Origin of the sequence: Polyangium sp. 6x1, assembly GCF_029946515.1 — a bacterium.
Taxonomy (GTDB): Bacteria; Myxococcota_A; Polyangia; order Polyangiales; family Polyangiaceae; genus Polyangium.
The window spans coordinates 229,789-242,450 of the sequence record NZ_JARZHH010000005.1 but is presented as its reverse complement, the minus strand read 5'-3'; the positions used below and the strand labels follow the sequence as shown (position 1 = coordinate 242,450).

Below are 12,662 nucleotides of genomic sequence, written 5' to 3'. Positions count from 1 at the left end.
GCTACCCTCGCCAAACGGGCGAAGGTCGGAGCGGAAGCAGAAGCGGGAGCGCCGGTGGTCTCGGCGCTTCGCCTCACCCCGACATCGCGTGCGCCAAGAGCCTGACTCCGTCCTTGAAAATCACTTCGATTTTCCCGTCGGCCACGCGACGCACGAGACCCCGCCCGAACTTCGTGTGCTCCACGAGGTCGCCGGGGGCAAACCTCGCCGTCGTGCGGTACGGCGTCGCCTTCTCGTCCATGCGGCCGGCGAGCGCCTCCTTCCAGGCGCGCTCCTGCTTCTCGGCCTCGCTCTCGACCGGCAACGGCCGCGTGGGGTCGCGGAGCGGATCCCATCCGTGCGCGTAACGCAACATCGAAGCGGCGAGCGCCGGATGCGCGGCAGCCCAGCGGTCGTCGAACAGGATCCACTGCTCGTGGCCGAACGCGCTCGACGTGTGCGGGCAAAACAGCGCTGCGTGCTTGCCCACCTGCACGATCGCCTTCGCGGGATCCCCTCCCCGCTCGAACGCCGTCCCTACCTTGTAGAACTCACCCTCCGCGTTGTGATGCGCGCCCACGCCGAGCAGGGTGTGGTTCGTCTGGACGACGACCTCACGCAGCGGATACGCCGCGCATTTCGCGAGCGCCGGCGCGATCGAGATCTGGCCCGGCTCGATCATCGCACGCAGGAGCCTGAGCTCCACGGGCCACGTGTCGAGCCACTCCTTCGACCACGATGCCGGCTTCTTCGTCGGCACCACGGTGCGCAGGTGCGACGCGAGATCGGGCAAGCGTACGCCGGGGATCGCCACGGCTTGGCCCGGGATCGATTCGCCGTCGTAGGACGTGAGCAGACAGGCGTACGTCGTCCCCTCGCCTTCGCCGCGCGGCAGGATGAGCTCCGGTTCGAAGGGCGGCGTGAACGGGCCGTCCGCATCGCCCTCCGGCAGCTTCGGCTCCTCGTGCAGCAGCCATGACACCCGCTCCGGCTGCTTGCGCGCGACCTCGTCGTCGAAGAAGAAGTACGCAAGCATGACCTCGTCGTCGTCGGTCAACACGCGGAGCGAGTGCTCGTCGATGCGCGTGTTTTCAGGACCTCCCTCGACGTAGAGGTGCTTGCGAAGGATCTTCTCGAGCTCGGCCGTCGACTTCGGCACCACGAGCCCGTGCTCCGCGACGGCCTCGAACACCGTGCCGAACCCGTACACGTAGCCGCCGAGCTCGTCCTCGTAGACGCTCTGCGGCTCCTTGGCCTTCTTGGCGTCAGCCATCTTCGAGGCGAACCACGCGAGGATCGAAGGAGCGTCGAGGCGCCGCACGCGACGCGAGAGCGGCCCTTCGTAGTGCGACCGATACACGAACCAGATCCCGGGTGCCTCGCTCACGCGCCACCGCTCCTTCCTCGGCTCCAAAGAGGCCGCGCAGTTTGCCCCGACGCGAGCCGAACGTGAAGGGCCAAGCCCGCCTCGCCCGAGGCGCGCGGGCAGCCGCCGCTCCGCCCCGCGCCTGCTTGCGATCACGTCCGCGTGGCCCCACGTGCCGATGGAGCCATGGCCGAGCCTCGTGCAGGTGCTGCCCTCACGGAGGGCCGATGTCGACGGATCCTCGACAGCTTGCCCGGGCTCGTCTGGGCGTGCCGGCCGGACGGCGCTTGCGACTTCACCAGCGCCTCGTGGGTCGCGTACACCGGCGTGCCCGCGCAGGAGCACCACGGCCTCGGCTGGCAGCGCGTCGTGCACCCCCACGACCAAGCTCGCGTCGCTCGGGCGTGGGGACGCGCGCTCGCTTCGGGCGGGCGGTTCGTCGTCGATGCCCGCCTCCGCCGGCACGACGGCGTCTACCGCTGGTTCTCGCTCCGGAGCGCGCCGAGCCTCGACGACCGCGGCGCCGTCGTCGACTGGTCCGGCTTCGCGCTCGACATCCACGAGCAGCACGAGCACGCGCGCCACGACGCCGAGGATCTCGCGCGCGCCTTCGACGTGCTCGATCGCGGCGATGCCTGCTTCGTGCTCGACCAGGACTTCCGCTTCGTCTTCGTCAACCCGGGCCAGGAGCGCTTGAGCCAGATGCCGCGGAGCGAGACGCTCGGGCGGATCATCTGGGAGGTCTTCCCTTCCATCGCGGGCCCGCACTCTTCCTACTTCCGCGAGTACCACCGCGTCATGCGCGAGCGCGTGCCCGTCGACTTCGACGCGTACTACGCGCCGCTCGACCTCTGGACGCACGTGAACGTGTACCCGACGAAGGAGGGCGGCATCGCCGTCTTCTTCCGCGACGTGACGGCGCGCAAGCGGGCCGAAGAGGAGCGCCGGCAGCTCGTCGTGGCGCTCGGCGAGACCGCGGCCCGCGCCGACCACAGCCGCGCGCAGCTCGAAGCCGTCTTCCAGGCGATCCCGGACGGCATCGTCGTCTTCGACATGGAGGCCAACGCGATCCTCGTGAACGGCACGGAGGCGTCGCGGTACAACTTCACGAGCGCGAGGCCGATCCGCCTCGCGCACTTCGCCGCGTTCTTCGAGCTCACCGATCTCGACGGCCGATGCCTCTCCGTCGACGAGTGGCCCCTCTCGCGTGTGCTGCGCGGCGAGTCCTTCGCGGGCTGGCGCCTGCACGCGAGGCGCCTCGACACGGGGCAGACGTGGTACTTCAGCTTCAGCGGCGAGCCCGTGCGGGACGAGCACGGCAAGCAGATCCTCGCGATCGTGGTCACGCGCGACGTGACCGAGCACAGGCAAGCCGAGGAGGCGCTCCGGCAGAGCGAGGAGCAGTACCGCGCGTTCTTCGAGATGGGAATCGTCGGCATGGGCCAGGTCGATCCCGCGACGGGCCGGATCCTCCGCGTGAACGACCGGTACTGCGACATCACCGGCTACAGCCGCGAGGAGCTGCTCTCGGGCTCGGTGCGCGACATGACGCACCCCGACGATCGCCACGAGGACTGGGAGAAGTTCAGCCGCATGGCGCGCGGCGAGGTCGACGAGTACTGCGCGGAGAAACGCTACATCCGCAAGGACGGTCGGATCATGTGGGTGCACGCCGCGGCGCGGATGATCCGCGACGCCGCGGGCAAGCCGATCCGGACCGTGGGCATCCTCGAGGACATCACGCAGCGCAAGGAGGCCGAGCAAGCGCTGCGCGAGAGCGAGGCTGCGCTGCGCGAGGCGGACCGGCGCAAGGACGAGTTCCTGGCGATGCTCTCGCACGAGCTCAGAAACCCGCTCGCGCCCATCCGCAACGGCCTCTACATCCTGGAGCGCGCCCCGCCGGGAGGACCGCAGGCGCAGCGGGCGCACGCGGCGATCGAGCGACAGGTCACGCACATGACGCGGCTCATCGACGATCTCCTCGACGTCACGCGCATCTCGCGCGGCAAGATCCAGCTCCAGCGCGAAGAGGTCGATCTCGGCGAGCTCGTGCGTCGCCTCGCCGAGGATCTCGGGCCGACGTTCGAGCAGGCGGGCGTCGAGCTCGAGGTCGAGGTGGAGCCCACCTCGCTCTGCGTCGACGGTGATCCGACGCGCCTCGCGCAGGTCGTGGGCAACCTGCTGACGAACGCGGTGAAGTTCACGCCGCGCGGGGGGCACGCGCTCTTGTCGGCGAGGCGTGAGGGGGAAGCGGCCGTGGTGCGCGTGCGGGACGACGGCGCGGGCATTCCGCTGGAGACGCTGCCGCGCGTGTTCGATCCGTTCGTGCAGGCGGAGTGCACGATCGATCGGAGCCGCGGGGGGCTTGGGCTCGGGCTCTCGCTGGTGAAGGGGCTCAGCGAGATGCATGGCGGGACCGTGACGGCCGAGAGCGCGGGGCTCGGCGAGGGCGCGCTGTTCACGGTGCGGCTGCCGCTCGCGAAGGCGGCTCTGCGGAGGAGCGCCGCGGCGCCGGCGGACGCGCCGAGGGAGCCGGCGCGGCGGGTCCTGGTGATCGAGGACAACGTGGACGCGGCCGAGACGCTGCGCGAAGCGCTCGGCATGGGCGATCACGTGGTGGAGGTGGCGTTCGCGGGGCCCGAGGGAATCGAGAAGGCGCGGCGGTTCGAGCCGGACGTCGTGCTCTGCGACATCGGCCTGCCGGGGATGGACGGATATGGCGTGGCGCGGACGATGCGCGCGGATCCGAAGCTGCGGTCGGTCTACCTGGTGGCGCTCAGCGGGTATGCCTTGCAGGAGGACGTGGAGCGATCGAAGCAAGCGGGCTTCGACAGGCACATGGCGAAGCCGCCGAGCCTCCCGGCGCTGGAGAAGCTCCTCGCCGAGGTCGGCCGCGGGAAGCTGAAGGAGGCGGCGGGGACGGGATAGCGCGTCAGCGGCCGAGGCCGAGCTCGGCGAGGTGCTCGAGCGACGCTCGCAGGACCGGCATGGCGACGTGGTGCTTGCGAGCGATCTCGCCGGGATCCTCGGCCGCTCGCAGCAGATCCGCGAGGAAGGGCGTGATCGGCCCGAGGATGAGCCTCCCGCGCGCCGCGGCATAAAGCGTGGGCCCAGCCCGCTCGCCCACCGCGAAATACCCTTCCGGGACGGCGTGAACCTCCGCGGGCAGGGCGAAATCCGGGCGCGGGCTCATCACGAGCGCCTTCATCATCGCCGTGAGAAACTCGGCCTCCAGGATCGCGCCATCGCCGATCTTGCGCGCATCGCAGAACCGGAAAAACGCCTCTTCCAGACAGACCCCGGGGCCCGCGTGGGGATGTTCGCGATACGCATCGAATGCCGGCGACTCCAGGAACAGCGACATCAATTCGGCGAGCTCGTGATCCTCTGGATGCGCCGCCCTCCAGGTATCGATGGTGCGCGCATACAGCGACAGAAGCCCGCCGCTTCCCCGATGTTTGCGATGGAGGACGTCCGCGCGCACGCGTTCAGCCGTCCTTTGGAGCTGCGCGGGGTCGATGGAACGGAGCGCGCGCAGATCGGCTTCCGACACGCCGAGCTCGGATACGCGTCCCGCGAGAAATGCTTCCAGGTACGATCGACGATGCAGAAGCCGGTCGAGGGCCTGATCGAGCGAGATCATGACAACCACGCGTCCACGGCGGCGCGGAGGCGCTCGAAGCTCGCGACGGTCTCGGGGGCGAGCCGCCCTTCTGCGTCGAGCCTCGGATCTTCGTAGGTAATCGCGGAGAGGTTCGGACAAAGTGGAAGGAGGCGGCGAAGGAGCTCGAACTGCTCGTCGAGCAATACGCCGTGGTGATGATCCATGAAGGAATCGCCGTCGATCGCGCACCCCGAGAGGTGAATTTCGAAGCAATGGTCGAGCGGCAACCGCTCGAGCTCCCCGAACAGCGCCTCGCCCCGCTTGCCGAGCAGCCATTGATAGGAAAGGAGGTGCCCCACGTCGAGCGTGGCCGGCGACCTCGTCTCCTCCACGACCGCCCGGAAGAAATCATACGCGTGCATCTGGCCCACGAAAAAGCTCGTCCCGTCCGAGAACCCGGGGAACTCGACGAAGAGCGGCGCCACGAGCTTTTCTTGCACCTCGGCCGTGTTCCGGATGGCCGCGTCGAGCCCCTCGGGCGTGAGGTACGGCGGGAGCGGATACGGCAACGGCCGGCCGTGGATCGACCAGAGCCCGAGATCCTCGTTCACCCACGCGAAATGGTACCGGTCGACGAGCGCGTTCGTGAAATCGATGATCCGGCTGCGATCGTAGGCTTCGAGCGCGCCCAGGTTGAACGTCGTCTGGTGGAGGGCGCGCACGGAAAACGCTGGAATGCGGGCAAACAGGTCGTCGTAGGCGTCGACGTACTCGCGCGGATCGAGGTGATTTCGGCTTCGGGGCTGAAACGACGTGAACAGGTACCGAAAGGCTCCGGCATGGGACGAAAGAAACCGCACGACCGGATCCGTCACGTGATCCCCGCGGCCGGGCTCGTGGGCGAACCCGACGGGCGCGCCCCACGGGAGGTCCATTCCGACGCCCAGCCCGAGGCGCCCGTTCACCTCGGGAAATCGGGGCTTCACAGATCCTTGGCCGCGTTCACGATGCTCGCGAGCTTCCCCGCGCGCTCGCAGGTGAGGTCCTTGGCCGCCGGGCCGTCGTCCTTGCAGGGTTGATAACAGTTGGCGCTGTTCTTGGGCTCGTCCTTGATGAGCCCCCGGACCTCCACGATCCCGAGCGCATTCAGCGCGGCGAGGTTCTTTTCGATGGTCGCCTCGGCGCAGGCGTCCGGGGGGGCGGGGGTCTTCACGGCGGACTCGGCGACGTCGGCCAGTTTGTCCACGCGCAATGCAGCGATCTGGCGATGCTTGCAGACCGAATAACAATGGACAGAATGACCGGGCATATCAAAGATGACGTGATCTGCATCAAAGACCGCGAGCGCGCGCAGGCGGGCCATGTTCTCGTCCAGCGACATGAGAGCGGCGTTGCCCGCGGCCGGGTCGGGCTCGGGCTCGGCGTCCGCCGGGTGGTTGGAAGACGACCCGGCACAACCGGCGAGCGCGCCGACGGCTCCAGCGACGAGGGCAATTTTCAATTCCACGGAAGCTCCTTGCTGGCGGGCGCGGTGCGCCCCCTCGGGATTCCACCATAAAGCGGATCGCGGTTCGAGTCACGTGCTCTCGGGCCCTCGCGACCGCCTCGTAGCTCGAACATTCACCATGGCCTTCCCCGAAGGGCCGTCCTCGCGTAGGCTCCGCGCGCCCGATGGAGGAGTCTCGATGAACCACGCACGTGGACGGCGCCGCGCGGCGTTCGTTTCGACAGCCCTGATCCTGCTCGCTGCTTGCGCGCCCCCGCCGCCCGTGCAACCGGCGGTGACGGTTCGCCCGGACAACCCGGAGCGCCGCCCCATGCCCGTGGCCAGCGACGAGCTCGCCGCCGAGGGCGCGGCCGAGGGCACGGCGGCGTTCCCCGACCCCGGCACCGCCGTCCCCGTCGGGCCGAGTGATCCCATCTGGGGAAACGCGCTCGCCCCCGTCACGATGGTCATCTGGGGCGATTTCCAAGACCCATTCACGTCGCGGCTCATGAGCACGCTGGCCCTCCTGCAGGAGCAATACGGGCCGGAAAAGCTGCGGGTCGTCTGGAGACACAAGCCGCTCCCCTTCCACAACCAGGCGCGTCCCGCGCACCTCGCGGCCGCGACCGTGCTGCGGCTCGGCGGCGCGAGCGCATTCTGGAAGTTTCACGCCCTCGCCTTCCAAAACCAGCGTTCCCTCGACACCCCATTTTTCACGGAATGGGCCGAAAAGAGCGGCGTGAGCCCCTCGGCCTTCGCGGACGCCTTCGAGCAGCAGCGCTTCGCCGAGGCCGTGGACGCGGACCTCGCGTTCGCCAAGAAAGTCGGCGTCACGGGCACGCCGGCCTCGTTCATCAATGGCATCCTGGTCACCGGCGCCCATCCCCTCACGAAGTACCAGGGGATCATCGACGCCGAGCTCCAGGAGATCGCTGCGCTCCGGCGCGCGGGCCTCGCCCCCGAGCACATCTATGCCGAACGCTCCGAGCAAAACTACAGGACCCCGCCGCCTGCGCCGCCCCCTCCTCCTGACCGGACGCCGGACACCACGGTCTGGAAGGTGCCGCTCGACGGCTCCCCCGCGCGCGGAAAATCGACCGCGCTCGTGACGGTGGTGATGTTCGGCGACTTTCAGTGCCCCTTCTGCAAGCGCTCCATCGCGACGCTCCCCGAGCTCGAAGCCAAGTACGGCGACAAACTGCGCATCGTCTTCAAGCACAACCCCCTGCCCATGCATCCGCGCGCCGAGGCGGCCGCCGAATTCGCCATCGAGGCCGGCGCGCAAAAGGGCGAGGCCGCCTTCTGGAAGGCGTTTCAGGCGCTCTTCGACACCCAGGATCGCCTCGCGGATCCCGATCTCGAAAACCTCGCGCTCGCCCTCGGTCTCGACGTGAAGCGCGTGAAGAAGGCGATCGAATCCCACAAGCACGCGGCGCGCATCGAGCAGGATCAGGTCCTCGCCGAGGATCTCCAGGCGTCGGGCACGCCTCATTTCTTCATCAATGGCAGGCGGCTCATCGGAGCACAGCCCCGCGAGCAGTTCGAGCTGATCATCGACGAGGAGATCACGAAGGCCCAAAAGCTCGTCGCCGAGGGGACGCCGGCCGCGAAGATCTACGATGCCCTCCAGAAGGACGGGAAGGGCCCCCCCGCCATGGAGAGGATCCTCGCCCCCGCGCCCACGAAGGACAACCCGGGCAAGGGCGCGCCGGCTGGGGCGGCGGTGACCATTCAGATGTTCGCCGATTTCCAGTGCCCCTTCTGCAAGCGCGCGCAGGCGGAGATCGATCAGCTCATCGCCGCCTATCCGGGCAAGGTCCGCGTGGTGTGGCGGCATTTGCCGCTCGTGTTCCACAGGCAAGCGCGATTGGCCGCCGAGGCTTCCGTCGAGGCCTTCCGGCAAAAAGGCGAGGCCGGCTTCTGGGCCTTCTCCGCGCGCCTCTGGGAGGATCAATCCGAGCAGGGCTTGAGCCGCCCGTCCATCGAGCGCAAGGCCGCCGAGGCGGGGCTCGACGTGGCGAAGCTCTCGGCGGCGCTCGACGCGCGCACGCACTGGAAGGTGGTCCAGGCCGATTTCGAGCTGGCCGATCGCCTCAAGATCACGGGCACGCCGGGCTTCGTGATCAACGATTCCTTCGTGAGCGGCGCGCAACCCCTCCGCGTCTTCAAGCGATACGTCGAGAAGGCCCTGAAACCGGCCGAGCCGATCGCCCCCGGCGCCCTGAAGGCCGACGCCCGGAAGCCCGTGCCCCTCGTGGCGACGACCCCGCCTCCGCTGAGCCCGCCGGCGCCCCCGGCGCCCCCTGCGGCCTCGGCGACGGCGCCGAAGATGGGGGCGAAGCACCTGATCGTGATGTATGCGGGCTCGAAGCGCGCGCCGGCCCACGTCACGCGCACCCGCAGCGAGGCGCTCGCGCGCGCAGAGGAGGCGCGCAAGCGATTACGCGCGGGGGCGAGCTTCTCCGATATCGTCGCACAGTACAGCGACGAGCCTGGCGCCGCGCAACGCGGCGGCGATCTCGGCACGTTCCCTCGGGGCGCGATGATCCGCGAATTCGAAGAAGCCGTCGACAAACTCAACGTGGGACAGACGAGCGAGATCGTGGAGACGCCGTTCGGCTTCCACATCATCGTGCGGACGCAGTAGCCTTCCCGCGATTTCCGAAAGATCGAGCGAGTTTTCGCGTCGACGACGCTACGTCCACACGCGGGAAATCGCCGTCCCGTTCACCATGCCGGTGCGAGCATCGACACCCGCCTGGATGAACAGGCCGGTGATGCTGTCGAGACACGGATATTCGTGAAAGTAGAGCCCTGTGCTCTGCGTCCACACCAAGGGCTCGACGCGCAGGAGCTGATGGCCCTTGATGTCCAGCGGGTAATCGCCCTCGCCCCGCAGCGCGTGGACACGGCTCCACGCGTCGCTGTTCCAGGCGTAATACCAGGTCACACCGCCGCTGTCCGGGATCGTGAAATCGATGTATCCTTCCTCGCGGACGTCGATGGGAAAGTGCTGCTTTCGCGCGAATTTGCGGATGAACTCCGAGCTCCGGAGCCAATGCAAGAGCGTCTCGTGAAGCGAATCGTCGACGAGCGAAAGCTCGAAGTGGTCGAAGATCGCGTCCCCCTCGTCGCTCGGGTTTCGCACGGTGAAACCGTGGCGCTGGAGCGCGCGGACGAGCTCGCTGAAGGACCGTATTTCGTGGTGAAACAAGGGCAGGATGGCCGAGGTCCGCGCGATCTTGGCGGAGGGGTACTTGGCGCGCGCCTTCTGCGGCGCCTCGGTCCCGCCGTGGAGGATGAGGTCCGCCGTCGCCATCAGCTTGTTCGTCACGCCCTTCGCGCCCAGCGCATACAGCATGGTGCGGTTGAGATCGTAATCGTCGACGTCGGCGACGTAGACGCTCTTGCCCGCCACGAAATTCGGGGTTTCCGCGGAGGGTTTGCCGGCGCTCGCATGCGAACGGGTGGGATGTCGCTTGAGAGGGAGCATGGGCCTCATTTCCCGTCGTTGATCTCGATGACGCGCGGCTTCGTCGGCGCGTGGCAGATCAGCATCGGGTTCTCGTCCTTCATCGTGGTCCGCACGTGTGTGATGAGGGCCTCGCCCTGCTCCTGGCTCTTCACCACGACGCCGAGCCGCCGCCCGCCCTCGTGGATCTCCACCAATCGAATGTCGGCGACGCCGGGGAACGTGGCGAGGGCCTTGCGGGTCCCCGGGAACGTGAAGTTGTTCGCGTTGCCCGGGCTCACGTCGTAGAGATAGACGAACGGCGTCTTGCAATCGTCCCCGAAGGACCAGCCTTTCCCCTCGCGGACGCGGAACACCTTGCCCTCGGCGGACGCCCACATCGCGTCGCCGTCGAGGACCACCGTGCGAAACATCCTGGGCCAGGAGAGCTTTCCGATCTCCACCCATTTTCCGCCTTCCCATCGCTCGAGCGAGGGCCCCGCGACCACGTGCAAGACGCCGCTCGTCGAGACGAACGCGAGCGTCGGCGGCGCCTCGGTCCGGGGCAGCGCCGTGAGCTCGCCGCCCTTGAGCTGAAGGATCGGATTGTTTTTGCCGGCATAAAGCCAGACCTCTTCCTTGCCGCCGAGGAGCTGCGGCCAGTAGCCGATGTCCTTCACGAGGGGCTTCACGTCGATGAACCGCGATTTCGGCGCGTTCTCCTCCCACACCTCCAGCGCCGGCCCTCGCGTGTTGCACATCTGGCCGACAGCGACGAGCACGCCCGATTTCGAGGCGGCAATCGTGCTCGCCCAGATCGCGGGGCGGATCGGCATGAACTCGTTCGGCTCGATCTCCCCCGGCTTGCACCCCGCCTCCGTGGGCATCTGCTGCTTTCGATCGAGCTTGGGCCCGCGGACGGTCGAGAGGGAGATCCCCTCGTCATAACCGTACGACCATCCCAGGAGCAAGACCGATTCCCCGAGCCTGGCAATGCCGTTGATCGCGGCGGGGCTCCCACCAAAGCCGAAGGTCTTGCTGGTCCCCTTCCCGGTCAGCGGAATGTACGAGGGCGACGGCGTCCGCATGCTGTCGCTGCTGTAGAGCACGTCGATCGCGTCGGGCCACCGGCCCTGCACGGAATCGATGACCGTCGGCACCGCGCCCATCTCGGGCGGGATCGTCTCCTTCAACCATTCGACGCCGTCGCCCACGATCCGGCCGACGCGCTGCTTGTGCGTGACGACGATCGCGCCCTCGACGCCGAACACGACCTCCGGCTTGCTGCCCGGAGGCGAGAACTCTTCGAGGACGAGCGTGGGCACGCCCTTCGGCCCCGCGGGCTCCGCGGGGGCCGCGCTCGGCGGGGCCTTGGGCTGCTCCTGCTGGGGCGGCGGGGCGTCGTCCTTCTTGCACGACGCGACGCCCGCGAGCATCACGACGAGCGGGAGCACGGATGAAAAAAGCGCGGTCCTGTGCATGGGCCGCCCGAAACTATCGGCGATCGGCGCGCCCTTGTCCACACGATGGTCGAGCTTCGCGCCGTGCTCGGTGGTAGGACGTGCGTCTCCCGATGTTGACCGTCGAAGCCCTGTTCGCGCAGCCCGACAACGCGACCGTTCTGCGGCATTTAAAGCTCCGGAGTCCGGAGGACGTCACCTCTTTCGAGGCGGGCACGGATGGAAGTCCCTACGATGAAGGGGGCCAGCTCTTCTTCCATAAATACGGTCGTGCCTGCCCCGACGCGACGCGCTGCGCGGTGAACATCTGCAACATCATGGCCCACGAGCGCACCGCGCGGATCTTCGCGCTGCACCAAGGGCGCTTCACCCTTGCCCTCCGCCTGCCGGTCGACGGAGACGACCGAGAGAGGTTGTGCGGCTGGACGGCGGACGGGACCGTCGATCTGCGCGCGCTCGGTCCCGATTGGGTGCTGTTCCACGGGTATGATGGCGACGGCGAAGACGAAGAATACGATCCATTCTTACGGGCCTACGAGCTCGCGGGGCATCAATCGATGCAGACGAAGCCCGAGAACCGGTAGACCTCCTCCCGGTCCGCGACCCTCACCCGCCCGCTGTTCGGCACGAAATAGTCCACCGCCGACGTCGGGTGCTGCCCGCATCCGCAGAGCTCCATATCGAAGAGCCGCACCCGGTATCCCCCACGGGTACGCCGGACGTTCGTCGTCTCGATATGATCCACGAGGAAATCGCGTCCGTCGTTGATGTCGATCGTGTACTCCGGGTTCGCCGTCGTCAATGCGACCGCGAAGCCGAGCGCCTCCGCCTGGGAGGTCACCGGGGAGAAGCGGTCGATGAAGTCCGCCGCCGTGTCGATGAGCTCGAAGCGCCCGCCGCCCGTCGAAAGGAGATAACGGCGCTTTTGCGGCAGCATGCAGCCGAGGTCGACGATCCCCTCGGGCGAACCCCGACGCGCGTCGGCGTTGCACTGCGCGATGGCCACGCGCGGCGCGAGGCCGCCGAGCGATTCGACGATCTGGAGGGTATTTCCGAGGCACCCGAATTGCTGGATCGTCGGGGACGCCGAGCAATCCAGCGTGTCGTCGCTCCGGACGCAGCCCGCGCCGAGGAACGGCTCCACGTTGACCGCCGGCACGCGCGGCGGCGGATGCTGGGTGATGACCGGATCCCGCGCCGAGGCCTCCGCCGCGTAGCCCGTCACGAGACCAAGACCAAGCGCGAGAATCGGAAACAGGTTCTTCATGGTCATGCCCCCAGGCGTACCTAAGCCGGTCCGCCTGGGTGACAAGCCG

10 protein-coding genes are annotated in these 12,662 nt (G+C 68.1%); 3 read left to right on the top strand and 7 right to left on the bottom strand.

Annotation, left to right across the window (positions count from 1 at the left end):
* Positions 1–73: 73 nt before the first annotated feature.
* Entirely contained in the window at positions 74–1,366 is a 1,293-nt protein-coding gene (locus QHF85_RS08345; RefSeq protein ID WP_281326548.1) for a hypothetical protein, read from the bottom strand.
* 165 nt (positions 1,367–1,531) lie between these two features.
* Between QHF85_RS08345 and QHF85_RS08340 the strand changes: the two genes are divergently transcribed.
* Entirely contained in the window at positions 1,532–4,273 is a 2,742-nt protein-coding gene (locus QHF85_RS08340; RefSeq protein ID WP_281326547.1) for a PAS domain S-box protein, read from the top strand.
* Between the two features lie 4 nt (positions 4,274–4,277).
* Here QHF85_RS08340 and QHF85_RS08335 read toward each other — a convergent pair whose 3' ends face one another.
* Genes QHF85_RS08335 through QHF85_RS08325 form a run of 3 tightly spaced genes read right to left on the bottom strand, consistent with a single transcriptional unit; the run spans position 4,278 to position 6,456 of the window.
* Positions 4,278–4,988, bottom strand: coding sequence for a hypothetical protein (locus QHF85_RS08335; protein ID WP_281326546.1), 711 nt, complete (start codon positions 4,986–4,988; stop codon positions 4,278–4,280).
* Positions 4,985–5,935 (bottom strand): DUF692 family multinuclear iron-containing protein, encoded by a 951-nt coding sequence (locus tag QHF85_RS08330; protein ID WP_281326545.1) that lies wholly within the window; start codon positions 5,933–5,935, stop codon positions 4,985–4,987. Before QHF85_RS08330 ends, QHF85_RS08335 begins: the two co-directional genes overlap by 4 nt.
* The gene (locus QHF85_RS08325; RefSeq protein ID WP_281326544.1) at positions 5,932–6,456 is read right to left on the bottom strand and encodes a hypothetical protein; all 525 of its coding nucleotides are present in this window, start codon (positions 6,454–6,456) and stop codon (positions 5,932–5,934) included. The genes QHF85_RS08330 and QHF85_RS08325 overlap by 4 nt, the downstream gene beginning before the upstream one ends.
* 178 nt (positions 6,457–6,634) lie before the next feature.
* Between QHF85_RS08325 and QHF85_RS08320 the strand changes: the two genes are divergently transcribed.
* Complete coding sequence (locus QHF85_RS08320; RefSeq protein WP_281326543.1) at positions 6,635–9,082, top strand: thioredoxin domain-containing protein; 2,448 nt, start codon at positions 6,635–6,637, stop codon at positions 9,080–9,082.
* Positions 9,083–9,130: 48 nt separating this feature from the next.
* Here the strand turns inward: QHF85_RS08320 and QHF85_RS08315 are convergent, their stop codons facing one another.
* Positions 9,131–9,928 (bottom strand): hypothetical protein, encoded by a 798-nt coding sequence (locus QHF85_RS08315; protein WP_281326542.1) that lies wholly within the window; start codon positions 9,926–9,928, stop codon positions 9,131–9,133.
* A gap of 5 nt (positions 9,929–9,933) precedes the next feature.
* The gene (locus tag QHF85_RS08310) at positions 9,934–11,367 is read right to left on the bottom strand and encodes a hypothetical protein (RefSeq protein ID WP_281326541.1); all 1,434 of its coding nucleotides are present in this window, start codon (positions 11,365–11,367) and stop codon (positions 9,934–9,936) included.
* Positions 11,368–11,459: 92 nt separating this feature from the next.
* Between QHF85_RS08310 and QHF85_RS08305 the strand changes: the two genes are divergently transcribed.
* Entirely contained in the window at positions 11,460–11,930 is a 471-nt protein-coding gene (locus tag QHF85_RS08305; RefSeq protein WP_281326540.1) for a hypothetical protein, read from the top strand.
* Here QHF85_RS08305 and QHF85_RS08300 read toward each other — a convergent pair.
* Positions 11,897–12,613 carry a hypothetical protein gene (locus tag QHF85_RS08300; protein ID WP_281326539.1) on the bottom strand — a complete coding sequence of 239 codons (717 nt, stop codon included), beginning with the start codon at positions 12,611–12,613 and terminating at the stop codon, positions 11,897–11,899. The two genes, QHF85_RS08305 and QHF85_RS08300, sit on opposite strands and share 34 nt — an antisense overlap.
* Positions 12,614–12,662: the final 49 nt, after the last annotated feature.